A 25256-nucleotide genomic window follows, 5' to 3' on the forward strand; every position below is an offset into this window, starting at 1 on the left:
ATCCGACCACCGACCAGGGGCTGCAAGCGCTGGTCGCACCGCCGGTCCAGCAGGGGATGACGGACAGCGGCACTGCTAGCTCCAGCAGTTACGAGGATGGTGGCTACGTCCAGAAGGTACCGCTCGATCCTTGGGGCAACCCGTATTTCTACCAAAGCGATGGCAACTCCTACACCCTCAAATCCTTTGGGGCGGACGGAGCCGAAGGCGGGGTGGGCAAAAATGCCGACATCGATGCCAGTCAGTTCTAGTGTGCCGCCGCGTCAAGAACCCATGCATTCCACTACCGGATTGCCATCGTGAGCGAAGCGAAGCGGAGGCCGACGAAGGCGGACTCTCTCGGCGAGCTGTCCAGGCCTTGAGAGACAACACGTGGACCACCCAGGGCTCTGTTTTTGGTAACTTTATGAGACGCCGCCCAGCCGGTGCTGTTCGATTCAATCACCGCATGGACGCATCGAGTTTGCGCCTATATAGACCTTGAGCCAGGTGAAGAGCGCCCTGTCACTGCCCACTAACCCTTCCATCCAAAACGTCGGCTCGCCACGAGCATGGGCTAAACGCGGGTTCACTCTGTTCGAAATCGCGGTGGTGCTCTTCATCATCGCGTTGATGGCGCTGCTGGTGATGCCCAGTGTAGGCCGCTTCCAGATGTCGCGGCTCAAGGAAGAGGCCCGCCGTCTGGCCGGCCGCTCCCAATTCCTCTTCGATCAGGCTGCCACTCAGAAGCTAGTGCTACGGCTGACTTTCAACCTTGATGCCAACACTTACTCGGTGACTCGCCTGGACCCCCATTCGCCCAATCCGACCTTTGTCCCCGACCTCGATCCCGGCATGGGACCGGTGCAGTTGCCCAAGAACGTGCGCATGCGCGACGTCACGGTACAGGATATCGGTACGGTGAGCCGCGGAACCATCGCGTGTAACTACTATCCCGAGGGTTATGTCGACGCGACCATCGTTCATCTAGCCGACCCCGCAGGCCGGGTATACACCCTAGTCTTCGCGCCGCTGACCGGCAAAGTCGCAATCAACCTGGGTGACGGCATGCCCGGTCAAGTGAGAAAACCGTCGTGAGTTCGATCGCAGACCACCTATGGCGTAACCGGCGCGGCTTCACCTTGATCGAGGTGATGGTTTCGCTGGCCGTCGTTGCCGTCGGGTTGGTGGCGATGCTCGGCTTACAGCATCAGACCTTGCAGAGCGTTATTCGAGCTAATCAACTGACCACCGCCGCCTTGCTGGCCCAGGAGATGATGACTCAGGCTGAGTTGCAGGTATTTCCGCCACTGGGCAACACCAGCGGTGATTTCCGCACTCTCAATCAAGGTCAATATCCCAATTACAAATGGACCGAATCGGTGGTACCCTCGGCGGTCTTTCCCGACGTGCGCACAGTCCACATCGTAATCTATTTCGGCAATCACTTCTCGCGTCATTTCGATGTTACCGAGATGCTGCGAAATCCGCTCCCCATGCAGGCCGCGCAATGAGCCGACAGCCACACGCTTGCCATGGCTTTACGCTGTTGGAGCTGATGCTGGCATTGGCCCTGGTCGCGGTGCTCCTGACCTTGCTGTTCGGCGCCTTTCACGCCGTGGCCCAAAGCAAGGCGCAGGCCGAGGCTCGGCTTACCGCCGACGAGGAGGGACGCGCCCTGATGTGGACGCTGGCGCGCGAGTTGAGAGGCGCGGTTTACACTCCGATGATTCCCAGCCACATCCTGCTTCTCGGGCAGGCCAACAAACAAGGTGGACTGCCACTGGACAACTTGACCGTATCCACCATTAGCCCCGGCCATCGGCAAGCACTGAGCGCCTTCAGCGCCGAGACCTTGGTAACCTACAGTACCGTGCCCAACCCGCAGCATCGTGGATGGAACGAATTGGTACGCAGCCAGCAAAGCGCGCTGCTCCTGGGCAATTCGGTCGCCACGCCGCCGGGGGTGGTGCTGGCCGACAATGTGCTGAGTCTGCATTTTCGCTATTACAACGGTAGCAGCTGGCTAGAGAGTTGGGATTCGACCACAGCGCCACCGGGACAGTTTTTGCCACAGGCGGTAGAGATCGACCTGGAACTGGCAACCGGGAGCAGACCGAGCCATTTGTCGACCATGGTATCGCTGCCGATGGCAATAATTCAGCGCTGACCAACCATGGCAACTATCAGGCAAACCGGTCGAGCAGGGAGGCCGATGGATTCTCTTCGGGCATTGTTCGCGCTGGTGCTCTCGGCCCTGCGAAAAGAGCGTCACCTTCCCGCAATTCTCAGGCGGCCACGGCAGGTAGTGCGGGAATCGACGCTTTGCCCGGAGGCCCAGCGCGATGGTCAGCGCGGGGTTGCACTGCTGACCACGTTGTTTGCGATGGTTCTAATTACCGTCATGGTCATGGACTTCGCCGCCACTGCCAGCCATGCCGAGCGCGCTGCGGCCAATCAGGCCAACTCACTGCGGGCCTATTACCTGGCCCGCTCGGCGGTGACAATTGGAATGGCCCTGCTCGTTCAGAACGCGCGCATGGCAATGGCCAGTAACGCGCCCCAAGTCGATAGTTTTCTTTCCTCGTGGGCCCTCCCCTATCCGCCCCTGCCAATCGCGGGTGGGTGGGCTAGCGTGTCGATCGTGGATGACGCGCGGAAGATAGATATCAACCAATTGGTGGGCGCCAATGGTCAAGTTAACCCGCAGTATGCATTGATTGTCGGCACTTTGCTAGATACGGTGGGGGCTCCGCTCAGCCTCCTGCCCGCCCTGATCGACTGGATCGACCCGGACAGCGTTACCACGCCGGGGGGCGCGGAAGCTGATTTTTATATGCAACTAATGCCGCCGTATGCGCCCAGAAACGGCCCGATGCCCACTATCGGCGACTTGAGCATGGTCCGTGGCGTCACCCCGGCGCTGTTCGAGCGGCTGCGTAACTTCATCACTACCGCCCCCACCAGTCAGATCAACATCAATACCGCGCCGCCCCAGGTCCTGATTGCAGCGGCGCCTCAGTTGGCCCAGACCTCCGGCGCCCTGCAAGAGATCATGCAGGTACGCCTGACCCAGCCCTTTACCGATCCAAGCCAGATCAGTCAGCTATCATCTGTGTCGAATATGGCCAGTAATCTGCCCAGCCTGTTCACCGTCCGCAGCGATTACTTTACCATTACCGGACTCGGCAGCTTTGCAGGAGCACGTACCTTCGTTTACGCTACCGTCCGGCGCAATGGCATCGCGCCGGTATTGCTGCTTAATTGGAGCGAAGACTAAATTAAACGCAAGATAGTATGGCGCAACGCATCCTGGCACTAGAACTGGTGGACGAACAGGTGCGGGCGGCAGCAGCCGAACGCGCCTGGAGTAATTTTGCCTACCTAGGCGCCTGGATCGAACCTCGCCTAGAGGGCGAAGAGGACCTGCTCCCTGCCCTGCTACGCGTGCTCGACCACGCCGGGCGTCCCGATATCGTAGTGTCGGCGCTGTCCGGAGAGTTGGTCGCCAAACGCCTGCTAACCTTGCCCTTTCACGACCAACGCCGCTTGGAGCAGGCGGTACCTTTTGCCCTGGAAGAACATTTACCGTTCTCGGTGGAAGACGCGGTGGTGGCATACGCGCCGCTGGCGCGGCGCAACAAGGAAACCCTGGTGCTAGCGGCCTGGGCCCGCAGCGCCGACGTGCGCACTCATTTAGAATTCCTGGCCCGTGCTGGCCTGGACCCAAAGGTAGTGACGCTCAGCGCATTAGCGCTCAGCTTGGTGGTACGCCAAGCGCCCAACGGAGCAACTCCCAGCGCTCATTTACTGGTCAATTTGGATTATGCACGCACATCGATCGCACTGGTGGATGAGGCAGGCATACCACGGGCGCTGCGCATTCTGCCCGAAGGTTTCAAGCAGAGCACCGAGGCCGAGGACGGACGGGGCAACTCAGTAGTCGCGCTGGTCCGGCAAACGGCACTGGCAGAGAGCGCCACTATTACGCCGGTGGACGTGATTTTGAGCGGACCTGCGGCGACGGCCAGCGACGTGCAAGCTTATATGGGCCAGGAATTGGCTCTGCCGGTGCGCAGCGTACAGGAAATCGAGCCACCCCTTCTGCGCGGTCCCGGCGCCGACGGCCCTGCCACCGCGGCGTGCCGTGCCATGTTGTTGGGCGAGTTGCCCACCGATCCGTTGCCGGTAATCAATTTCCGTCGCGGCGAATTTGCTTTTCACGGCCGCACCGGCGATTTGACCCCTTTTTACACCTCGGCTTTGTTGGCCGTGGTTCTGCTTCTGATGGCGGCGCTGGATGTCTCCATCGGCTTGATCAGCGGCTACCGCCAGCTTTCCCATCTAGATCGACAGATCTTGGCGGTAGCCGAACCGGTGCTCCATGGCGTCCCCGCGCCGTCCATCGAACGCACCTTGGCGGCACGCATCGCCCAGTCTCATAAGCGTCTACGCCTACTGGGTGGGAGCGGTAATATTGGCTCGCCGCTGGACACCCTGCTGGCGCTCTCGCGCGTGTTACCCGCGCGGCTGCGGCTGGATATTGACGAATTGACGATCGATGATACCGGCCTGCGGATCACGGGCCGCGCCGATTCCTACGCCACCGTGGACGCGGTCAAGCGGATGCTGACTGAGGCGCCGGTGCTGGACAACGTCCAGGTCACCGACGAACGGCCCGGCGAGAATTCCAAGATCGATTTCCACCTAACCGCGACCATTCGCGACAGCTTGGCTCAGGAGACTCCGTGATGAACGCGCGCGAGCGAATCGCGGATGCCTGGAACGCCACCTCCGCGGCAGCCTATGTGCAGGATTTCCGCCTCCGTTATCGGGCCCACAGCCGCCGCTTGTGGGACCGCTACTATAAGCTGGAACCGCGCGAACGCCGCCTGCTGCAATTGGGGCTGGCCGCCCTCGCGATCTTTTTCGCCTACAACCTGATTTACTCACCGGTACTATCGCTTCAAGCCAGTTTGACCGATGCCATTCAGGCCCGCCAACGCGAGCTCAATGCCGTGCGCCGGATGACGGTAAACTACCAGGAGCTGCAACGCCAGGTTACCAAGCTCGAGAAGCAAACGGCCCCAGCCGGACCTGATTTCGCTCTTTCTTCGGTGTTAACCCAGGCGCTGGGCGCAGCGATCGGAAGCACGAAAATTGGTGGAGTCGACGCGCAGCCGCCTAAAAAGATTTCTCCGCAATTCAGTCAATACGAAGTCGCGCTGCGCCTAAGCGGCGTTTCGCTGGCGCAACTGGTCGATGGTTTGTATGCCATCAAGAGTCTTAAAGTACCCGTGGTGGTTTCCGGCCTTACGATCAAGAAGCAACTCGACCAACATGACGCCTACGACGTCGATCTAACCTGTCAATCTTTGGCGCGTAATGGCTGAGTTCAGCGAACTAAGGACGCTGGAGTTTTGGCGACAACATCCCTTGCCCTTGGCCTATGTCGCCACCGGCGTGTTTCTCTTCCTGCTATTTGTAATCGGCGGCTTCCCCTACGACCGCGCGCTGAGCGGATCGCTGGCGCCAATGGGCCTGGATCTTTCGTACAGCGATCAGCATCTCCGCTTTCCCATTGGCGCGGTGTTGGAAAACGTACGTCTGCGCGATGCGTCGGGCAGGCAAAACCAGCCTTTGTTCGCCGGTGAAGAAGTCGCGCTGGCGCCCGGTCTTGGAACATTGTTGGGTCGCCCCAGCTTGAACTTGAAGGCGGATGCCTATGAAGGAGTAATCACGGTCTCGCTGGGCCAGTCCAAAAGCCTGACCATGGTAAACTTCACGCTGGATCGGATTAATTTGGCGCAGTATCCAATCCCCATCAAAATACGGCTGAGTATCCGTGGCCTGCTCTCCGCGGCGGGTGCGCTGGAAATCAATGACTCAACCCGGGTAACGCAAAGCGGAAACATTCACCTGATGGTGCGTAGCCTATCAATTGGGATGGGGCCGGGCTTGCCCCACCTGATGCTTGCTACCGTGCGGGGCAGCGCGCGTATCGATCATGGCGTGATCTGGATTCAACAGCTCACTGGAAACGGGCCTGATTTGAGCCTGGATCTGACCGGCTCGATTCGGCTGGGCCCAAATACCGCGCAAACCGTGATGAACCTCAGCGGCCATCTGCATCCTACCGCCGCCGGTCGCGCTCACTTGGGATTTCTGCTCAATTTCCTACCCCATCCGCCCGATTTTCGTCCCTACACAATCCGCGGTTCGATGGCCTCGCCGGTGCTGGGTTAGGTCGGGGCGGGAAGGTGCGCCAGAAAATCTACCACCGCCTGCTTGAAGCCACGATCGGTAAGCGCGTTCATATGATGGCGCCGGGGCAGAATACAAGTCTCGGCATGTGGGATAAGCGCACGCCAAGCCTCCAAATCGTGCACGAACGGATCGTTTTCGCCTGCTACCAATAGCACGGGCATCGCCAGCCCGCGGACGCCTTGCTTATCGACCCCTGCCCGCGGCCGGCGCAAAAAAATTGCAATCGTTTGCGGATCGTTGCCAGTGCGCCGGCACAGCTCGCGAAACGCGCGTCCAGGATCATCCGTCGAATCATCGTTGGGGTGGATGATAGATTGAGCCAACCGCTCTGTACGCACCGGATCGCTGGGCTGGGTAATGCTGATTCCGGTTCCCCCAGCCACGACCGCCCGCACCCGTCGCGGATAGTGGACCGCCAGCCCCAGAGCCACCCATCCACCCATCGAGTATCCCACCACCCGGACTTGCGCCACCTGCAAGTGGTCCAACAGTGCAATCACGTCCTCAAGTAGCCAGTCGAGGCTGTAGGCTTGCGGGCTCTCGAACTTGTCACTGTAACCGTGGCCACGGAGGTCCGGAGCTATCACGCGATAGCTCGATGCCAGCATGCTTATCCAGCTAGTCGCCTGCCAGCTATGCTCGGCATGCGAGGCCAACCCATGGAGCAGTAGCACGGGTTCGCCTGCGCCTTGGTCCAGGTAGTGAAGTTTCAACCCATGTTTTTCAATCCAAGCCATAGGCGCATTATTGCGCATCGCGGCTCCGAGTTGGACCGCCCCCTTGCGGAACCGAAGAATTGTTCCGACCCCTTCTTCGCTTGCGCGAAAAAGGTGGCATTTCGCGCAAGCGTCCCTTGCAGCAGCAGGCAAACTTTTCAGCGGGAGGGAGCCAAACCGTAAACTTGCTCTGTTCGCAAGCGTTCTTTCAGTCATTCAGTTCGGACCCAGCAGGGATTGGCTCGTCGACCACCGCAGCTGCTCGCCCTCTAGTCGGAAACAGATCGCACCCTCGCGATCGGTGCGCAGCAAGCGAACACCTGCAGTCCGATAGCCCTTCACCAATCGGCACGCCGGCGAATGATAACGGTTCCAATAACCCACCGACGCGACCGCGAAAAGAGGAGCGACCGTTTTTACGAAGGGTTCCCAGAAGGCGTTGAGGCTGGCATGGTGCGGTACTTCCAGCACGGTGGCGCGCAATTGGGGATAGCTTTGGAGAAGCTGACGCTGAGTGGTCCGATCCAGCTCACCGGTCAACACAAAACTGATTTTCCCCGCCGCGATTTGCAGCACCAGCCCGCCATCGGCACGATTGGCACGATCGGCGGTCGGCGGGTTCAGGCAGCGTATCGATACAGTGCGCACGTGGCGTACCGGCGCGGCCCTATCGAGGATGGCCAGCGTGGTAGCCCGTTGCGCCCAGTCAAGCAAGTAGTCGGATTTGAGTTGGTTTGCGATCGCTGCTGAAGTCCACAATTCCGCTGGATGGAAATTGTCCGCTATGAATTGCAAGCTGCCCGAGGCTTCACGGGCCTGACGAAAATGCTCAGGCTGCCGAAGTACCAAATAATCCACATGGAGGATTTTTCGCGACCACAGAAAAGGGGCAATTTCGCGTTCACCCAGGGTGGGACTCGCCATCCGATCCGCGCCATAGATCAACATGACGGCCGAACCTGGAAACTCCACCAGCGCCGCGCTCGCGCCTTGCCCCAGCGCGAGAAAATCCACTCGTAGGGACGGATTGAAGTAGCGCTGGCGCAACCACCAGATGCTGTCGCCAGTCAACGCCAGAAGACATAACAGGGCCGCGGCTCGCCGCCATCGGCGGGAGGCAAGTGCCGGCGCGTCACTGGACCAGGGCAAGGTAGGTGCCTGAGGTGCGGTCAGCCACAGAATCAGCAGTAAGTATATCAGGATCAATTCTAGCAAAGTGGGAGTAAAGCTGCGCAGCCACGCGCCAGGGAGCGCGAGGAATATAAAAGCCAATCGATTTCCCAGAGTAATTGCCTGACTGCTCAGTCGCAGTAGCATCAGGGCGGGAGTCTGCCAGAACAGACCTAGGCCCGCCGCACACAGGCCAACGATCACGCCACCCAGGGCGATAATCGGAACGACCACCGCATTGGCCACTAGGCCAACCAGCGAGAATTGGTTGAAATAATAAGCGGTCAGGGGCGCCGTTCCGAGCATGGCGAAAAAAGAAACCGCACCCGCCCCGACCACCATCTTTGCTGCCCAGGTTAGCGCGGGGCGGGCGTGAAAGGACTGAAGTATGGGTCGGTGTTGACGCTGTTCTCGCGCCGCAAGGCGGCGCATCCCCAGGAGCACGGCGGCGACCGCGGCGAAGGAAAGCTGGAAACCGATATCGAGACTGGAGCCGGGAAAGAGCAGACAAATCAACAATGCGGCCAGAGCCAGGCTGGCCATCAGCTCGCGGGGACGATCGGCGAGCACCGCAGCCACATAGCACAAGACCATGATGAGGGCGCGCAGAGTGGAAATACGACCACCGGCAATGGCGGCGTAGGCGAGCGCGGCGAGCCCACCGCCACCGGCTGCCAGCTTGTTGGCCCAGCCGCGAATCAGCAAATAGGGAAACAGCCAGCAGATCAGCCGCACCAAGGCGAAGGCCGCGCCCGAGACAAAACCCAGATGCAGCCCCGAGATGACCAACAGATGGGCCATCCCGGTCAGCGCGAAGGCTTGGCGTATGCCTGGCTGAAGTTGACCCTGGTCGCCGATTATCAATGCTCGCATTTCCCCCCGCTGGGGCTGTTCCAACTCACGATCAATGAGGCCGCCGATACGCTTGCGGAGCGCTTCGACGCGACCCTGGATCCCCGCCGGCTCTTGCCCGACTATCGCCACAGCCTCGGGCCGAGCCAGAGCTGTGACTGCAATTCCCTGGCGAGCCAGATAGGCTGCGTAGTTGAATTCACCAGGATTGCCGAGATTCCGCGGAAAACGCAGACGCCCGTCGATTACCAGTCGCTGACCGATCGCGTAAGGGGCATCGCTTCCGACAATCACCCTAACTTCGCCTGCGGCCACGGTGAGGGGGGAGCCCATCGCCGCCGCCCGCTGCAGGCGCATATAGAGCCGCCAGCTATTGTTCACACGCTCGGGCGCTCGATTCAGTATGCCCTCCAAATGGACCTGTGCGTTTTCGGGAAAGCGCCGAATATCATTGGGAAGCAGCGCCTTGGAATAAAGCCCTGCTGAGGCGTGACCAGCGGCCAGCGCGATGGCACCCAGCGCCACCGTCATTCCCCAACCGGGGCGCCGGCAAGCAAACAGGCTAAGCGCAGCCACTGTCAATGCTATCGCCGGCCACAGCGACAAATGTAAACTCAGCCCCGTCGCGTCGCCGACCACAATGCTGGCAGCCACCAGATAAAGCGGCGGGATGCGCTCGTGCCAGTGTTCCAGCCGCTCCCGCCCTGGCAATGCAATTGATTGATAAGGCCGAGCCGCTGGATGCATTCGATTCTCCGCAACAGCGCATTAACGGCTACGGCGGCGCGTTAACGCAGCCGATGGCAGCCCCTGGCAACTCTCAGCTTGCCGATAGCATTGAGCCCCCTGTTTTGGCTAGAGTGCGGCGGCGTGGGTTTTGTGCTCGTCCAACGGCTCTCGCCCCAGCAACAGCCCATGGAGAAATCCGCGCGAAGCGGGCATAATTGCCGGTAATGCTGTTACGCGCCATTATCGATGTCGTCGCGCTGCTGGTGGTCTTCGCGCTCGGAGTGATTTTCGGACCCGCGGTCAAGGCCGCCCTTGGGTTGTTTGAAGAAGACCTACACGTGGAGATGGGGCTAATGCGCTCGGACGTGACCAAGATGGTGGAGGGGATCGAACAGCGCCTCAAGAATATCGAAACCCGGCTGGAACGTTAGTACGCACTGGTGGCGCCCCGGGCCCGCCTTCGCCGGTTTTGTCCTGGCGGGTTCTGACCTGATGGTTTTGCGTTACGCCAACCACCGATGGGGTGTCCGTGGCCTTCTCAGCGTGTCTCACCGCAGTCGTTTGAGCGCGGACACGCGGCCGCCTGGCCGGGCCGCCGAGGCCCCGCGATTCGACCAACCTCGCGGCGGCAAGCCGCTCCACTATTCACTGAAGGTAGTATTACGGGGTGTACAGTTCCACGCTAGCCAACGGGAAGGCGCCATTATTGAAACCACCGGCGACCATCGCCAAGCCGTTGGGCAAGAGGGTTGCGGTCGCGAAGTAGCGCGCCGAGTTCATCGTTGGTGCGGTTTCCCCGGCACAGGCTCCCGACACCCCGGCAAAGCAGTTGTTGACAGGGTCGTACAATTCCGTGCTGGCCAGAGCGACGGTATTAGCCCCACCCGCGATCAATACTTTGCCGTTGGCTAAAAGGGTCGCGCTGGCGCCGTAGCGCGCCGCGCTCATTCCAGGTGCGATTTCGCTTTGGCAGGGGCTGCCAATATTGCCGGCAAAGCAATTGTTTGTCGGATCGTAGATTTCACTACTTTGCAAAGCCACCCCAAGGGTGCGGTTATAACCGCCGGCGATCAAAACCTTGCCGTTGGGCAGCACCGCGGCCGTCGCCAAGTAGCGCGCATAAGCCATCGAGGGAGCACTCTGCGTCGCGCACGGCGTGCCCGTCTTACCGGCGAAGCAATTATTGGACGGATCGTAAAGTTCGGTGGAATTTAGCGGATTGCTGTTGACGTCTTGCCCACCTGCAATAAGGACCTTGCCATTGGGCAGCAAGCTGGCGGTCGCGTATTCGCGCGGAGCGACCATTACGGGAGTGGTCTGGCTGGCACAGGCTGTGCCGCTGGCACCGGCAAAACAGTTATGGACCGGGTCGTACAACTCGGTGCTAGCAACGACATTGCCCGCGCTGTCATCGCCGCCGGCGATCAAGACCTTGCCATTGGGTAACAGGGTAGCGGTCTCGAATTCTCGCGCGGTATTCATCGCCGGCGCGGTCTCCGAAGCACAGGCGGTACCGCCAACTCCGGCGAAACAATTGTTGGCCGCATCGTAAATCTCAGTACTTGCCAGGGCAATCCCGGAGCTATCCTGGCCACCCGCTATCAGCACGTTGCCGTTGGGCAGGAGGACCGCGGCGGCAAACTCGCGCGCGGTATTCATCGATGATGGCAGACTTTGTCCTGCGCACGGCGTCCCGAGCGTGCCGGCAAAGCAATTATTAACCGAATCGTATATCTCGCTACTGTCCGTGTTGACGCCATTGACATCCTCACCGCCGGCGATCAGGACACGATTGTTCAACAACAGCGTCGCGCTTGCTGCCGCACGGGCGTTTTCCATCATCGGAGTTTCAGCCGCCGAAGCAAAACCGTTGATCGAGGCAGGCGAGGCCAAGCCAATCGCCTGATCGAGCGCAAGCAAGGGAGCTAGCGGGTAGCTGATGGTGCCGCCGGTGGCCAGGTTCGCCAAACCGTTGGTGGTCAAGACATTGTTGGTACCGCCGAAAGCAAACGCCCCGGGCACCGCTTGAAGTTGGCCCAGCCCCGACAATGCGTCTTGAAAATCGACAATCCCGGCCAGCGCGGGCAGCGGACGCTGGCAATAGGTGAGCGGCGCACCCGCCTGCAAGCCGTCGAAAATTCCGTCGCTTATATCCGCCGACAGCGCGCTCACCAGACCGCCTGGTGTATTGGGACATAACTGCTGATCTTCATTAATTAGCGCACCCAGAATCAATCCCAAATTCGCCGCATCGGTGCCACTGTGGGTGTAGTCCGGCTGTAACAGTCCAGGATCGCTGGATAGCCCATAGATCTTTTCGATCTCTGCCTTGGCCTGGCTGAGCGCGGCCGTAAAATTAGTGCCTCCGGCGCTCAACAACCCCACTGTGCGCGAGTCTACAAACGTGGCCAGCGGATTGAGCGAAAGCCCCGTAATCCCGCTCTCGCTGCTCGCCAGCAGAAGCGATTGCGTGCTGGGGCTACCGATGGTCGCCCCATTCATCTCGCTCACGAACGAGCCACCTCGCGCAGCGATCCGTACCGGGTTTGACTGCTGAATTACAGCAATGGCGAAGCTACCGTCGCTCGCGCTCAGCCCGGTTCCGATTTGCGACAAATTAAGCCCACTGTTGGGATCTACCGCATAGGCCGTGATGGTCGACGCCTGCATTGGACCCTGAACCGCGACCCCGGAAATTGTCACCGTAGGTGCCGGTGTCGGCGTCGGACTTGGCGTAGGAGACGGCGATGGCGAGGGGCTTGGTGATGGCGACGGTGACGAGCTTGGAGTTGGAGTTGGAGTTGGCGACGGCGACGGACTCGGCGACGGTGTGGGGCTCGGAGTTGGAGTAGGGCTCGGAGTTGGAGTAGAGCTCGGAGTTGGAGTTGCCGTCGGTGACGGAGACGGGCTCGGCGACGGTGTGGGGCTGGGAGTTGGAGTTGCCATCGGCGATGGCGTGGGGCTGGGCGATGGCACCGGCGTCGGTGTAGCCGTGGGCAGCGGCGTCGACGTAGCCGTGGAGGAAGCCGAGGGCACCGGCGTGGGCGTAAAGCTCGGGGTTGGCGTGGCCCCGGGAATTGGCTGCGTGGTCAACACAACTGTGCCGCCATTGCCTTTATAGGTCACCTGGACAAGATCGCCGACATTGCCGCAAATGGCGAGCGCAAAACTGCCGTTGCTGTTGGCGATCGCGCTGCCCTGGTAGCAGCTAGCGGCCAATGCCGTACCTATAAGGAGGGTCGGTTTACTTTGCCCCAGAATAGTTAGGTCTTTAGCGGTCACCACAACCCCACCCGGAGCGGCAGATGGAGCCCCGACAATAGAAACGACGCCAGCCGAATTGGGTGCGCTGATAGCTATCCGTGCATTCGGTTGGAGTGGCGTGACAGCGCTGGCCGGATATCCGCCGCATCCGAAAACGCCTGCCGCCGCTATCAAGACAAGCAGGCACGACCGCAAGCGGGCGCGCCGTAACCAAGACAAACTTCCTGACACTACCCTCAACAACCCTACCAACCGCTACGCGTCATGCGAAACTGCGCCGGCGCCTGCAGAGGCCAACCCGCGTTGGTCTATTGGCACGACGGAACATAGGTCTCCGCGGCGCTCGTGTAATAGAGCTGGTAAGGCGTACCGGTGATCGTGCCGTTGGCGTTGTCTTCGGCAATTCCGCCCGCTACCAGTACGTTTCCGACCTGCAGGTTGGTCGAAGCATGATAATAGCGCGCCGTGTTCATCGTCGGACCCGGGCTAAAGGTATTGGTGGCCGGATCGAAGATATCGGTGCTGCTCAGCGGGTTACCATTGGCATCGCTACCGCCGGCCACCAGCACTTGACTATTCCACAGTACGTTGGTTGTGAAGATTGCGCGTCCCGCCGACATTGTGGAAGTCAGCTTGGTAAACGTTTGTAGGTTGGGATCGTAGAGTTCGGCCGTGTTTTCGACTCCGCCGGAGGCATTGTAGCCGCCCACTATCAGAACGTCGCCATTATTCAGGAGCACGGCTGAATGCTGCGCGCGGGCAATATTCAGGCTACCGGCGGTACTGGTAAAGGTCTGAGTCGTTGGGTTATACAGCTCTGCGCTCGCCAACGGGGTGCCACTGTTGTAGCCGGCGGCGGTGTAGCCACCCACCAGTAGGACGTCGCCGTTGTTGAGCACGGTCGCGGTATGTTGAAAGCGACCGGTTACCATATTGCCTGTGGTGTAGCTGAAGGTGCCGGTGCTCGGATTATACAGCTCGGCAGTGTCGTAGGCGGTGTCAAAGCCACCATCAGTGCCACCCGCGATCAGGACGTCGCCATTGCTCAGGGTAGTATTGCCGGTATGGAACCAACGCGCGGTATTCATGTTGCCGGTGGTAAGCGTGAAGGTTTGGCTGCTGCTGTTGTAGACCTCGGCACTATCCAGAATAATCGTTGAGGCACCGCCGTCCGTGCTAGACTCGCCACCACTGAACAACAGATTGCCGTTGCTCAGGACCGCACTGCTGGGTGAAGGCATCTGGCGCGCGACATTCATGTAGCCGGTGGCCAGCGAGAAGGTACCGGTGCTGGGCTGGTAGACTTCGGCGCTGTTGGTGGTGTCAGTATCGGTACTGGCGCCCGCCGCCTCCAGCACCGTGCCATTCTTAAGCGCCGCCGCGCCCTGTCCGGCGCGGACCAAATTCATACTCCCGGTCACCGTGAAGTTCTGCGCCCCCGCGGCTGCGCAAGCCAAGGCTCCGCCCACTTGCAGTGGCAAATTGCCCACGCTTACCGACTTACCGGTGGTTTGATCGGTCGCGCCAATCGCGCTGACCGTCTCCGTGGTCGCGGTTGCGGTGGCCGGGTTGACCGTAGAACTGATCGCCGTGCTGAGTGTGAAAGTGGCGCATTGGCCTGCGGCCACGCTCAGGGGTGAACTGAAGGTAAACACCCCCGAGCTGCTGGGCGTCAGGGTCGCCGATTCGCTGCTGGAGCCGCTGGTGCCCTGTAGAATCAGGGTTGACAGCAAAGTGCTGTTGCTGGACGTAAGCGTCACGCTGCTGACCGACAACGGGTCTGTACCTTTGGCGCAGATCGTGAATGTGCCCACGCTGGTGCTACCGCCGGGGGTGGTGGCACTGACGTTGAGCGAGGACAGGTTGGCCGAGGCCACGTTGACGGTCGCGGTGCCCAGCGCCAGCGGCAGGCCACCCACGCTTACCACCCCACCCACGGTGGCATCGGTGGCGCTGACCACGGTCAAATTCTCGGTGCTGGAGCTGGTCGACGCGGCGCTCGCGGTGAGCACTCCGCGCAACATCAGGTTGGCGGTTGCATTGGCCGCCAGACTGAGCGCCGGGCTGAAAGTGAACGTGGCGGTCGCGGCGGCGGTCGCCGTGATGCTTTGCGTCCCCGCGCCGTCATTGGCGTTCAGCGTCAGGGTCGCGAGCACCGCGGGCGTGCTCGAGGTTACCTGCATCGATCCGATGGTGATCGGGTCGGGGCCGTTGTTGGTGACCTGGAAAGAGCCCAACCCAATCTCCTGCCCAGGCGTGCCGCTCCCGCTGGCGGAGGAAAACAGGACCGCGCTGGCGGTCGTGCTGCTGGCGATGGTGACCGTTGACACGCTCAGCGGCAGCCCCGAGATATTCACCGCCTGGCTGGTCGTGATGTCGGTCGCGGTGACCGTACTCAAAGCCTGGGTGGTGCTGCTACCCGCAGTCGCGGCATTGGCTACGGTTACCGTCAGCGTGCAATCAGCGCTCACCGTGGCCGGCAACGTCAGCGCCGGACTAAAGGTAAAGGTGGCAGTCGCGCCAGGCGTTGCGGTGGCGGTATAGGTTTTGGTCAAGCCCTGGCCGTACGTAATCGTTACGTTTAGCGTCATCGCCGAGAACAGCGTGGATTTGCTCAAGGTCATCTGCACGCTGGGCAGAGAGACGGAGTCAGGCCCGTTGTTGGTGATCTGGAAAGTGCCGGCGGTGACGCTGGCGCCATCTTTGGCCAACACGCTGTCGTACGACACGATGTTCACCGAGCCTGTGGTGGGAGTGACAAAATTTACGGTTCCCACCGTCAATGGCAGCGGCGATGTCGAAGCGGGCAGATTGTACGTGCTATCGATTGCGTTGTCCGCGCTCACGGTAACTGTGGCGCTAGTACTCAGACTGACCCCGGCTACTACCGTTGCGGTCACGGTCACGGTCACGGCCTGCCCGTTGGCTAGGGCAAAGGCCGGTGAAAAGTTGAAAGTGTTGGTACCTTGCGGAATCCCCGACACCGTCTGAGTGGTTGAACCTGACGCCGCCTGTACCGAGAAGTTGGTCAACAATCCGAAATTGACCGTGCTCAATTGCAGGCTACCTAAATTCACTGAGTCGGGACCGTTATTGGTCAGGGTAAAGACTCCGACGGTGACGGTCTCGCCCGCTGTAACATTGACGTTGCCTTGCGTCACCGAAGCCACGGCAATCTTGGTCGGACTGTCGAAAGTGATAGTACCGACCGTCAGAGGCATGCCGGCCACGGTTATTGGTCCGCCAATATCTGCGTCGGTGGCTCCGACCGCAGTGATGGCCTGAATCGTGGGCGTAGTGTTGGGTGGCGTGTTGGTCACGGTGCCACTCAGCGCAAAACTCGCGCTGGAGTTGGCGGCGATCGTCAGCGCAGGGTTAAAGGTAAAGACGTCAGGTGTGGAAGAACCGGCGCTAGCCGAGCTGGTGGTCGAGCCGATGGTAGCCTGCAGGCTCATCGCCGACAGCAGCGCGACGTTGCTCGCAGTTACCGTCACGGTGCTCACCGAAATCGGATCTGGACCGTTGTTGGTCAGTAAGAAAGTGCCACTACCGACGGTCTGGCCCACCGTTCCCGCGTTGTTGCCCAGCGACGTGAGTCCTATTGCGGCGGTGGTGGGAGTAACCAGGGTGACGGTACCAAGATTAACGGGCAAGCCGGTGACATTAATCGTAAGATCGTAATTGGCGTCGGTGGCGCCCACCGCCGTTACGCTCTGGGTCGAAGCCCCTGTGGTCTGTGGATTGACGGCCAAAGCTGCGCTGAGAGTGAAGCTGGCCGCGGCACCTTTTGCCAAAGTGATCGGCGTCAGAACGAAACTGCTTGTGCTGCCAGCCGCCATCGTCACGCTTTGAGTTGGCGAGGAAGTGGCCGAGGCGGTCAGCGTGAGATAATCGAAAATTGCGCTGTTACTGGTACCCAAATCGATGGTGTTGATAGTGACCGGGTCGGGGCCGTTGTTGACCACCTGAAAGCTACCAGCCGTGACCGTCGCTCCAGCCAGGCCTCGCGAGCTGGCCGCGGTCACCAGATTCGCGGTCGCCGTACTGGGTGTAATCAGCCCGATGGTACCTGTAGTCAGCGGCAAGCCGTTGACCACGATGGTTTGGCTGTTGTTGGCGTCCACCGCGTTGACCGAGGCGATTACCTCGGTTGAGGCCGCCCCCGAAGCTGGATTGGAGGAAATCGTCGCGTTCAGGGTGAAGCTGGCGATTACTCCCGCGGGCACCGTTAGCGCAGGACTGAAGGTCAAAGTGGCCGGACTGCTGGCCGAGCCGCTGGCAGTCTGGGTGGTCGAGTTTATCGTCGCCTGCAGGCTCAAGCCCGCGAGCAATTGCGCATTGCTGGAATTGACCGAAAGCGAGCTGATCGTGATCGGATCAGGCCCGTTGTTGACGACGTTGAAGGTGCCGGCGCTGACGGTCGCGCCGGCAATGCCGCTGTTGTTTCCCACGCTTACTACGCTGGCGCTGGCTGTAGTGGGGGGCACGCTGCTTACGGTCAAGGTTCCCACTTGCAGCGGCGTGCCCAAAATATAAGCGGACTGATTGGTACTGGCGTCGGTGGCTATGACGAAGCTGACCGTTTCGTTCGAGCTGGTCCCAGAGGGGTTGGTGGCCAGCGTGCCCGTCATCACGAAGGTCACGGTGCCGCCGGCGGGAACCGACAGGGCCGGGCTGAAATTCAGAAAGCTAAAAAACGGTCCCGATCCTGCGCTTGAACTCTGCGTAGTCGATCCGATGGTGGCCTGCACGCTCAAAGCAGACAGCAAGCCGGGGTCGCTGGAACTAATTGCTAGCGCCGAGATATTGATGGTGTCCGGCCCCGGATTGCTGATCTGATAGGTACCCGCCGGCAGGGTGCTTCCCGCTGTCCCGCTGCTGTTGGCCGCGCTCACCAGGGTCAGGGTCGCCGGGCAACCGTTGGACGCCAACACTCCCACCGGCGCGCTCCAGTTTCCGCTGCCCGAGTCGCGATAGTGGAAGCGAAACTGGATCGTATCGGTGGTGTCCTGCGACTGAACCGTGGCGGTAAAAGTCGCCGGACCCGAAAAGTTACCGCCCTGACCGCCGCACAGGTTATTGGGCAAGGTGAGCCCACCTTGATAGGACTCCCAACTATTTTTATCGCCGGTGGGATACCAATGCCCGCCTTGGCTCACGACGTAGGTCTGGTCGGAAATTGGGATTGTAATCGGCGTGATGCTGTTGTCGGGACATTGGATATTGACGATTACATTCGCGGATGTAACTGCGACGCTGACCTGCGTGTTCTGGCTGTCCAGAATATGCTGCTTGACCTGGTCCTCGTTCCCACCGCCCTGGTTCCCGTTTTGATTCTGCCCCTGATTGTTGCCGTTGTTTTGATCGTTGCTGTTGAGGTTGGGAATCTTCAGATCGTAGCCCACGTTGATAGTATCGCCTGGCTGAACCTCCTCTCTCCCTTCCATCGCGCCACTGATTGTAACCGTGTTTTGATTTTGACAAATCGGCGTGGGCGTGGGTGCCGCGCTTTGCGTCGGGGTTGGAGTTGGGGTCGCAGTTGGAGTGGGATTACAATTATCGTCGCTGTCTCCATCTCCATCGCAGCTATTGTTGTCGCCGCCGTTGTTGCTGTCGTCTTTGACCAGGCCAGAGCTGCCAGCAGCCAAAACCCGCCCCGGCATCGTGACCGCTTGCTCGGTCAGCGCACTTCCTTGCGGCGTGGGGCTGGGAGTAGGCGCGGCGCAGCCGTTCCACCAATTACTCCACCAACTTCCGTCGCAAACCGGCGTGACAGCCGCCTCGGTAGACTGCGGGCTGGGTGTGGCTTTCGGGGTCGCGCTGACGCAGCCAGGATCACCCACCCGGCAGGCCGGCTGGGATTCCTGTGCCCAGGCGCCCTGACCAAACCAAAGCCCCATTATCAGCAACAGAATCAGAATTCGGCCAAGTAAGTATACTCGAGGACGCATTGGGCTCCGTGTAGGTTAGATTCCAACCACGTTTTTGCCGAGCGAACGCTGGCCATTCCCCAAGCGCCCCTCTCCATTCGCCGGCCGCGCAACCAAGCCGTCAGTCACGTCGAACTCGCCTACCCGGTTGCATTCCAACTGGTTCTTTCACCGTCTGATTAAAGCAACTCAATAAAAGTTCTTATTTTGTATCCTACCAGTCAACGAGAGTAAAGACGGGCAACACGTCTCTTTTGTTCATCAAAATCATCCTACCGTACCCTTTGTGATCGTTAGCAAGCAGACCTTGCCAGCCGCGATATTTTAAACGCAAGCTAGCCCCCAGGCGTCGAGCGGGAGAGCCCAGCAGTTACTTTTTTGAACAATTTGACGGTCGTTGGCCGTTGCCGCAGACACAATGAAAGCAGGGCCTACTGAAATTCAGGTAGGTGTGGCGCCCAGGAGGAAGAACTGTGGCTGAAACGACTTCAGACTTCTTAGTCGACAAGCTACGCGACTGGAGCGTGAACGTGATTTTCGGGTTTCTCGGCGACGGCAATAACGCCATCATGGAGGCCTTGCGCACGCGCCAGAACAAGGTGCGCTTCATCCAGGTTCGCCACGAAGAAGCCGCTGCCTTCATGGCCTGCGCTTACGCCAACTTTACTGGCCGGCTGGGTGCCCGCCTGGCCACCTCGGGACCGATTTCGTCGCTTGCGTTGAGCGCGCCTTGGCCGATCAGGATTACCGCCTTGCGTCCTGCGTTGAGAACTTCGGCCGCCTTGGGCAGGTTGTAGTCCTCCGGAATCCGGGTGCCGCGCGAAAAAGCGTCGAAAAGTGCGATGCTTGACGTCGTACATCGAGCGCTCGCCGCGACGGGAATCGCTTACCCGCGCCGTCGGTGCGCGGCCTTTGCCGGCGACGGTGCTAATTTCATTAACGGTGACGGCTTGCATCCCAACCACAGTCATTGCTCGCGCAGCGGTGGTTTGGCACTGGGGCCGGCCTCCGGCCGGTTGACCATCGCCTATCTAGTCATTAGGTACGGCTTGGTCGGGACGGAGCCTGGGAGCGTGCGCAGCCAACTTGGCAATTAAGGGTGGCACGATGGACCAGGCCGCACCGCTACCCTCGCCACCCGGGAGCAAGCTGATCCCTGACTGGCTGTTCGCTCCAATCAGCTCGGCGATGCTAATCGCCGTGGCCGGAGTCGTCGGCTTGGAGTTCGGCCAACCCTGGATTTTTGCCAGCCTCGGTCCCACCGCTTTCCAGCTCAGCGAATATCCAGATCACAAGAGCGCACGCCTATACAACGTCCTGGTCGGGCACGGCCTGGGCCTTGCGATGGGCTTCGCGGCGTTGGCCCTGTTCAATTCCTGGAATGCACCCAAAGTCCTAGCCACGCATGACTTGACCGCGATTCGGGTCTGGACCTGCGTGGTCGCGATGTTTCTGACCGCCATGGGAATCTTGCTGCTACGAGCCTCGCACCCACCCGCGGGCTCCACTAGCTTATTGGTTGCGCTGGGTAGTTTTCAGAACGCTCACGGCGCATTGACAATCTTAATCGGCGTCACCATCGTTGGCCTGACCGGGGAGCTATTCAAGCTGCTGCGGCTAGCGATGCTGCGGCGGCAACCCGTGATCGCGAGCAACACCCACATGCTTTGAGAAGCGTAATGCGGCGTAACAGGTAATTGCCATGTCTACTTTTCTTTTGGAGTTTACCGAGGCAGCCAACCAAGGTTTGGAGCAGGTTCAAAAATCTTGGCGGCCAAAAGCAAGGACGAAGTCGTCCGCAAAGCTCTTAACCTCTTGAATTTCGTTGCCGATCCTTCCCGAGTTGCGAACGCGCACCCCCTCGCATCGAACATTATCGGTCAGCCGCTTGGCCGTTGGCTTGCTGATAATTTTGGCCGCTACCGTGTTGCCGCCGGCCTACGCTGGAATTTTTCGCGGCCTGCCTGCCGACTATTTCGACTACATCGAGTGGGCGGTGACGGTCGAGGTAGTCGCTCTGGCCCTCGCGCAGGCGGGTTGGCTTCTTGTGAGACCTAGGCAGCCAAATCGCGGCAGAACGATGCTCATGCAAGCGCGCGGATTACCTGTTTTCTGCAACCAGCGTAACGAGCGGATGAGGGGGCAACGGCCGTGCCAAGCGCAGCTATTTTTGGAGAGGCGACGTCAGCTCAGCTCGCGGCTGCTATAGCCTAGGATACGCCGGGCCACGATTAGCAGGTTAATTTGCTGAGTTCCTTCGAAAATATCGGTGATCTTGGCGTCGCGCATCCATTTCTCGACCAGGTATTGGCGCGAATAGCCCAGCGGTCCCATCAGCTCTACCGCCTTTTGCGTGATGCGGGTAACTACCGCGCCCGCCTTCGCCTTGGCCATCGAGGCTTCCAGGTTGTTGCGCCGGCCGCGGTCAACCAGCCAAGCCGCACGCCAGGCCAGCAAGCGAGCCGCCTTGAGTTGCACTTCCATCTCCATAAACTCGCGCTCCAACGCGCTTAGTCGCTGGCGGCCCAGACCATAGCGCATCGTGATTCCCTGCTGGGCGAGGAATTGGCCTAAAAAATCCAGCGCGGCGCGCCCTACTCCGATCGCCATCGCGGCCACCACCGGGCGAGTGGCGTCAAAGGTGGCCATCACATCCTTGAATCCACCCGCCGGCTTGATTTCGGGCGAACCCAACAGATTGTCCAGCGGCACGCGGCAGTCCTCGAACAGCAGCGCGGTGGTATTGGAGGCACGGATGCCGAGTTTGTTTTCCACCCGCAATACGCTCATCCCGGGGGTATGATGCTCGACCACGAAGGGTTTGATCGCGGCGCGTCCGGCTCCCGCGTCCAGGGTAGCCCAGACCACGACGAAACCCTCCGATTGCTCCACCGCCAATTGTCCCGAAGTGCAGAAGATCTTGGTTCCATTAAGGACCCAGAAGTCACCTTCGCGACGGGCGCTGGTGGTGATCGCGGCGCTGTCCGAGCCGCAGCCCGGCTCCGTAATGGCCATCGCCGACCATTTGGGAGCGCCCTCGCGGAAACGGCGTAGGAAGCGTTCCTTCTGCTCGGGCGTCCCCGCCGCCATCACCGCTGCGCCGCCCAGGCCAGGACCGGGAATACTCAGAAACAGGCCGGCATCGCCCCAGCACAATTCCTCGGTCACCAGGCAGTTGAGTACGCTCTTGAGTTCCGTGCCCGCCGGTGGCTGCCGCTCGCCGACATGGCCGCGCACTCCGCCCAACATCCGCGCGGCATTCCACATTTGCTCCTCGAACTCGCGCGGGCGAGCATGTTCATGTTCGTCGTAATGGCGCGAAATCGGCCGCATCATCTGTTCGGCCACGGCATGGAAAGTCTGCTGGCGCTGCAGGATTGCTGGCTCGAAATCGAAATCAACCATCGCAGTTCTCCTTCAAACTACACCAGAGCCAGACCTTCGAAGCTGATCAGGCCGCGCGCGTTGCGCAGCCACAATTCCACGGGATGATCGCGGACATAGCCGTGACCGCCCAGGATTTGCACAGCATTATCGGCTATTTTGAGGGCGGCGTCAGCGACGTAGTCGCGCGCCAGATAGGCCTCCTTGCTCCGGTCACGACCGTGATCCAACCCCACCGCGGCCTCCCACACCAGCAGCCGGGCCGCATCGACCTCGATCGCCATCTCGGCCAGCATAAAAGCAATGGCTTGGCGGGTGGCGATAGGAGCGCCGAAGGCGCGTCGCTCGCGAGCATAATCGCGTGCATATTCGAAAGCGGCGCGTGCCAGCCCCACCCCCATCGCGGCTAGTGCCACCCGGCTTTGGGCTACCAGGCGTGCGAAATCGCATGCCTGTCCCTCGCCCAGCAGGGCCGCAGCCGGCACTCGACAATTCTCCATATGCAGGCTGTAGGTCGCCAAGCCGTTGAGTCCCATTTTCCTTTCGCGCTCTCCCAGCTTGAGGCCCGGAGTCTGACGCGGGACCAGCCAGAGCTGAAGGGCGCGTCGCGGGTCGCTCGCTAGCACCACAATAGTCTCGGCCTGCGCCGCCAGCGGCACGCAACACTTGTCGCCATTTAGGACCGCGCCATCGCCGTTAGGGCTTGCACTCAGGGAAATCGCGGAAAGGTCGAAATCAAAGCGCGGCTCCATCCAGGCCGCCGCGCCCGGCTGGAAATCGGACTGAGCTAACCGCGGCAGGAACTGGCGGCGCTGCGCCGGACTGCCCCATTCCAGAATCGGCAGCGCCAGCAGATGCGAGGACAGGCCGTGCAGCGCGATCGCCATATCGCCCCAGGCCAGCGCTTCAGCCACCACCGCTCCGGTTAGGATGGAACGGGTCTCGCCTGCCCCGCCGAACTCCGCCGGAAGCAGCGCACGCGTGAAGCCAAAATCGGCAAATGCCCGGAGCAGATGGGGCGGGACTTCCTGCGCTTCTTCGGCGGCGCGCGCGGCCGGACGAACTTCGTCGCGGGCGAACTTCTCGACCGCTTCACGCACAGCTTGCTGGTCGTCGCTTAGATCAAAATCAATCATGACTGGTTCCCTGGCGCATTTAGGGCTTGGGCGGCGGCTCGATTGGCTCCTCGATCTGTTCCCAATGTTGACGAACGCGACGGTATTTCTGCTCTGCGTGGACGCGGGCTGGCGGTGCCATCGGCTTGCGCAGCTTGGAAATCAGCCGACCCTTGGGACTGGCGGTACGCTTGCGAGCCATGGCTCAGGCGCGCAGTCCAACGAAGCTTAGTTGCAAGCCGTTGATGCTGCCGCCCTCGCCTCGTCGTGAGAAAAATTCATCGCTATGGCAGCAGGTACAATGGGGCGCTTTGTGAATGGCGTCCGGAGTCAACCCAGCGCCGCATAACTGGTCGCTCAACAAACCGTGCAAATCGACAAACGCCTTGCCAGGCCTCCCCTCGCGGGTACGCTCGCGCGCCGTGGGAAAGGTCCTCGCGAAGCGCGCGGCCAGCTCGCGATCGACCTCGAAGCAGCACCATCCAATCGCCGGTCCCAGCAGCGCCTGTACCCGTTCAGGCCGCGCCCCCAGGGCAACCATTTGGGCCACCGCGGTCACGGCGATCTCTCCCATCACCCCGCGCCATCCCGCATGAACTGCCGCCACCACCCGAGCCTGTGGATCAAGCATTAGCAGCGGCACGCAATCGGCCGTCAGGATGCCCAGGACGAGGCCAGGGGTGACGCTGACCAGACCATCGCACGGGCGCAAAGCACGCTCCTGAGCCGCGACCACATGTACCTGGCTGCCGTGGACCTGACGCATCAAGACCAATTCGGGCGCACCCTCCAAGTGCTCGCGCAGCCTATTCCAGTTGCTCGACGACGCTTGAGCAGCCGGCGAGAAATTAAGCGGGAGCCCTGCTTGGCTGCGACGGTGCAAAAAGCCGTGCCACAGTGGGTACTCATCCCAAGGCGCCCACAACGTGCCGCCCAAAGCTCCCTGCCGCCAGCCGGCCACGGTTGCGCTATTTGAAGGGGTGGGGTTAAAATTTTTGTTTGCAATCTGCGTCATGGGAGACCAGTGATGGACGGCTACCATTTCATGATTGAGCGAAATCATCTGCTGTACAAGCTGGAGGAGCAACTGCACGCCCTTCGCCATTTGCCCGATCAGGAACGGCGCGCCCGCACCGCGGCCGCCCAGCTCAGCTTCGATCGGGAGTTGGCAGCACTCTATGCGCAGGTTGCGGAAGAGTTTCCCGGTGAGCGCCGTAAGTCGGCACGCGCCTTGAGCGACCCTCGCTGACGGCTGGGTTGGCACGCTCAATCTCCATCCGGGGCGCTCGCACCAATAACCTGCGCAATATCGACCTCGATCTGCCCCTGGAGCAACTCACCGTCGTCACGGGGGTCTCAGGGTCAGGCAAATCCAGCCTGGTTTTCGATACTCTGTACGCCGAAGGCCAACGGCGCTACGTCCAAAGTCTGTCTACCTACGCACGGCTGTTTTTAGAACGGATGGATCGGCCTGACGTCGATTCTATCTCGGATATTCCTCCGGCCCTGGCCTTGCGCCAGAAGAACAGCATCAAAAACGCCCGCTCAAGTGTTGGCAGCATCACAGAGATCAGCGATTATCTTCGCTTGTTGTTTGCCACGATCGGCCGCACCATCTGTCCCCAATGCCAGGTCGAGGTCAGGCGGGACACGGTGGACTCAATCGCAGCTCGTTTGTTGGCGCAACCCGCCCCCTACATAATCCTGGCACCTTACAGCTTCGGCTCCCGGACGGCCGCCCAAGCGCTGGCATATTTGGCTGAGAATGGCTACCACCGCTTGTTCCTCAACCACACCGTGATCGAGCTATCCGAGCTCGCGCCCGCTCAGTTGCAGACCCAGGTCGACGT

The 25256-nt window shown here is 60.6% G+C and carries 23 protein-coding genes; 15 read left to right on the top strand and 8 right to left on the bottom strand.

The genetic code is table 11. The features are described 5' to 3' along the window. The 8 genes from VKV28_06050 to gspN form a co-directional block, all read left to right on the top strand. Positions 1-251 (top strand): type II secretion system protein GspG (locus VKV28_06050; GenBank protein HLH76356.1); only part of this gene is annotated, 251 nt, incomplete at its 5' end. Positions 252-489: 238 nt separating this feature from the next. Beyond that, positions 490-1077, top strand: coding sequence for a type II secretion system protein (locus tag VKV28_06055; GenBank protein HLH76357.1), 588 nt, complete (start codon positions 490-492; stop codon positions 1075-1077). After that, positions 1074-1493 carry a prepilin-type N-terminal cleavage/methylation domain-containing protein gene (locus VKV28_06060; GenBank protein ID HLH76358.1) on the top strand — a complete coding sequence of 140 codons (420 nt, stop codon included), beginning with the start codon at positions 1074-1076 and terminating at the stop codon, positions 1491-1493. Before VKV28_06055 ends, VKV28_06060 begins: the two co-directional genes overlap by 4 nt. After that, entirely contained in the window at positions 1490-2149 is a 660-nt protein-coding gene (locus VKV28_06065) for a type II secretion system protein GspJ (GenBank protein HLH76359.1), read from the top strand. The genes VKV28_06060 and VKV28_06065 overlap by 4 nt, the downstream gene beginning before the upstream one ends. 45 nt (positions 2150-2194) lie before the next feature. Further along, on the top strand, positions 2195-3259 hold the full coding sequence (gspK, locus tag VKV28_06070) for a type II secretion system minor pseudopilin GspK (protein ID HLH76360.1): 1065 nt from the start codon (positions 2195-2197) through the stop codon (positions 3257-3259). A 17-nt stretch (positions 3260-3276) separates the two neighbouring features. Continuing rightward, a complete protein-coding gene (gene pilM / locus VKV28_06075; protein HLH76361.1) occupies positions 3277-4731 on the top strand; it encodes a pilus assembly protein PilM in 1455 nt (484 codons plus the stop codon). Then, positions 4731-5372 (top strand): type II secretion system protein GspM, encoded by a 642-nt coding sequence (gene gspM, locus VKV28_06080; protein HLH76362.1) that lies wholly within the window; start codon positions 4731-4733, stop codon positions 5370-5372. Before pilM ends, gspM begins: the two co-directional genes overlap by 1 nt. Beyond that, complete coding sequence (gspN, locus tag VKV28_06085) at positions 5365-6225, top strand: type II secretion system protein GspN (protein HLH76363.1); 861 nt, start codon at positions 5365-5367, stop codon at positions 6223-6225. The genes gspM and gspN overlap by 8 nt, the downstream gene beginning before the upstream one ends. Here gspN and VKV28_06090 read toward each other — a convergent pair. Beyond that, a complete protein-coding gene (locus VKV28_06090; GenBank protein ID HLH76364.1) occupies positions 6222-6983 on the bottom strand; it encodes an alpha/beta hydrolase in 762 nt (253 codons plus the stop codon). The genes gspN and VKV28_06090 overlap by 4 nt on opposite strands. A 195-nt stretch (positions 6984-7178) precedes the next feature. Further along, positions 7179-9731, bottom strand: a complete 2553-nt coding sequence (locus VKV28_06095) for a DNA internalization-related competence protein ComEC/Rec2 (protein ID HLH76365.1) — start codon at positions 9729-9731, stop codon at positions 7179-7181. Positions 9732-9937: 206 nt separating this feature from the next. Between VKV28_06095 and VKV28_06100 the strand changes: the two genes are divergently transcribed. Next, entirely contained in the window at positions 9938-10144 is a 207-nt protein-coding gene (locus tag VKV28_06100; protein ID HLH76366.1) for a hypothetical protein, read from the top strand. A 229-nt stretch (positions 10145-10373) separates the two neighbouring features. Here VKV28_06100 and VKV28_06105 read toward each other — a convergent pair whose 3' ends face one another. Then, positions 10374-12383 (bottom strand): kelch repeat-containing protein, encoded by a 2010-nt coding sequence (locus tag VKV28_06105; GenBank protein HLH76367.1) that lies wholly within the window; start codon positions 12381-12383, stop codon positions 10374-10376. 250 nt (positions 12384-12633) lie between these two features. On the opposite strand from VKV28_06105, the gene VKV28_06110 reads away from it, so the two are divergent. After that, positions 12634-12834 carry a hypothetical protein gene (locus VKV28_06110; protein HLH76368.1) on the top strand — a complete coding sequence of 67 codons (201 nt, stop codon included), beginning with the start codon at positions 12634-12636 and terminating at the stop codon, positions 12832-12834. Between the two features lie 451 nt (positions 12835-13285). On the opposite strand, the gene VKV28_06115 is transcribed toward VKV28_06110, so the two are convergent. Beyond that, positions 13286-18928 (bottom strand): kelch repeat-containing protein, encoded by a 5643-nt coding sequence (locus VKV28_06115; GenBank protein HLH76369.1) that lies wholly within the window; start codon positions 18926-18928, stop codon positions 13286-13288. A 452-nt stretch (positions 18929-19380) separates the two neighbouring features. On the opposite strand from VKV28_06115, the gene VKV28_06120 reads away from it, so the two are divergent. From VKV28_06120 to VKV28_06130, 3 genes are read left to right on the top strand one after another with little or no spacing between them, the layout of a single operon-like run. Further along, the gene (locus tag VKV28_06120) at positions 19381-19704 is read left to right on the top strand and encodes a thiamine pyrophosphate-binding protein (protein ID HLH76370.1); all 324 of its coding nucleotides are present in this window, start codon (positions 19381-19383) and stop codon (positions 19702-19704) included. Positions 19705-19749: 45 nt separating this feature from the next. Next, a complete protein-coding gene (locus tag VKV28_06125) occupies positions 19750-20004 on the top strand; it encodes a hypothetical protein (GenBank protein HLH76371.1) in 255 nt (84 codons plus the stop codon). Beyond that, positions 19994-20578 (top strand): HPP family protein, encoded by a 585-nt coding sequence (locus VKV28_06130; GenBank protein ID HLH76372.1) that lies wholly within the window; start codon positions 19994-19996, stop codon positions 20576-20578. Before VKV28_06125 ends, VKV28_06130 begins: the two co-directional genes overlap by 11 nt. A gap of 513 nt (positions 20579-21091) precedes the next feature. On the opposite strand, the gene VKV28_06135 is transcribed toward VKV28_06130, so the two are convergent. From VKV28_06135 to pgeF, 4 genes are read right to left on the bottom strand one after another with little or no spacing between them, the layout of a single operon-like run. Beyond that, positions 21092-22312 (bottom strand): acyl-CoA dehydrogenase family protein, encoded by a 1221-nt coding sequence (locus VKV28_06135; GenBank protein ID HLH76373.1) that lies wholly within the window; start codon positions 22310-22312, stop codon positions 21092-21094. 17 nt (positions 22313-22329) lie between these two features. After that, the gene (locus tag VKV28_06140) at positions 22330-23427 is read right to left on the bottom strand and encodes an acyl-CoA dehydrogenase family protein (GenBank protein ID HLH76374.1); all 1098 of its coding nucleotides are present in this window, start codon (positions 23425-23427) and stop codon (positions 22330-22332) included. Positions 23428-23446: 19 nt separating this feature from the next. Then, on the bottom strand, positions 23447-23608 hold the full coding sequence (locus VKV28_06145) for a hypothetical protein (GenBank protein HLH76375.1): 162 nt from the start codon (positions 23606-23608) through the stop codon (positions 23447-23449). A 3-nt stretch (positions 23609-23611) separates the two neighbouring features. Further along, positions 23612-24367, bottom strand: a complete 756-nt coding sequence (gene pgeF / locus VKV28_06150) for a peptidoglycan editing factor PgeF (GenBank protein ID HLH76376.1) — start codon at positions 24365-24367, stop codon at positions 23612-23614. A 66-nt stretch (positions 24368-24433) separates the two neighbouring features. Here pgeF and VKV28_06155 point away from each other — a divergent pair, with 66 nt between their 5' ends. Both VKV28_06155 and VKV28_06160 read left to right on the top strand, forming a co-directional pair. Continuing rightward, a complete protein-coding gene (locus tag VKV28_06155) occupies positions 24434-24655 on the top strand; it encodes a hypothetical protein (GenBank protein ID HLH76377.1) in 222 nt (73 codons plus the stop codon). Positions 24656-24663: 8 nt separating this feature from the next. Next, positions 24664-25256: hypothetical protein (locus tag VKV28_06160; protein HLH76378.1), on the top strand; the 593-nt coding region annotated here is incomplete at its 3' end.

It is taken from the genome of Candidatus Binataceae bacterium, from assembly GCA_035294265.1.
Lineage (GTDB): Bacteria > Desulfobacterota > Binatia > Binatales > Binataceae > DATGLK01.

Coding starts and splice junctions, on each gene's coding strand:
- VKV28_06065 (HLH76359.1), top strand. CDS start 1,490: ATGAGCCGACAGCCACACGCTTGCCATGGCTTTACGCTGTTGGAGCTG.
- gspK (HLH76360.1), top strand. CDS start 2,195: ATGGATTCTCTTCGGGCATTGTTCGCGCTGGTGCTCTCGGCCCTGCGA.
- pilM (HLH76361.1), top strand. CDS start 3,277: ATGGCGCAACGCATCCTGGCACTAGAACTGGTGGACGAACAGGTGCGG.
- gspM (HLH76362.1), top strand. CDS start 4,731: ATGAACGCGCGCGAGCGAATCGCGGATGCCTGGAACGCCACCTCCGCG.
- gspN (HLH76363.1), top strand. CDS start 5,365: ATGGCTGAGTTCAGCGAACTAAGGACGCTGGAGTTTTGGCGACAACAT.
- VKV28_06090 (HLH76364.1), bottom strand. CDS start 6,983: ATGGCTTGGATTGAAAAACATGGGTTGAAACTTCACTACCTGGACCAA.
- VKV28_06095 (HLH76365.1), bottom strand. CDS start 9,731: ATGCATCCAGCGGCTCGGCCTTATCAATCAATTGCATTGCCAGGGCGG.
- VKV28_06100 (HLH76366.1), top strand. CDS start 9,938: ATGCTGTTACGCGCCATTATCGATGTCGTCGCGCTGCTGGTGGTCTTC.
- VKV28_06105 (HLH76367.1), bottom strand. CDS start 12,383: ATGCAGGCGTCGACCATCACGGCCTATGCGGTAGATCCCAACAGTGGG.
- VKV28_06115 (HLH76369.1), bottom strand. CDS start 18,928: ATGCGTCCTCGAGTATACTTACTTGGCCGAATTCTGATTCTGTTGCTG.
- VKV28_06125 (HLH76371.1), top strand. CDS start 19,750: ATGCTTGACGTCGTACATCGAGCGCTCGCCGCGACGGGAATCGCTTAC.
- VKV28_06135 (HLH76373.1), bottom strand. CDS start 22,312: ATGGTTGATTTCGATTTCGAGCCAGCAATCCTGCAGCGCCAGCAGACT.
- VKV28_06140 (HLH76374.1), bottom strand. CDS start 23,427: ATGATTGATTTTGATCTAAGCGACGACCAGCAAGCTGTGCGTGAAGCG.
- VKV28_06145 (HLH76375.1), bottom strand. CDS start 23,608: ATGGCTCGCAAGCGTACCGCCAGTCCCAAGGGTCGGCTGATTTCCAAG.
- VKV28_06155 (HLH76377.1), top strand. CDS start 24,434: ATGGACGGCTACCATTTCATGATTGAGCGAAATCATCTGCTGTACAAG.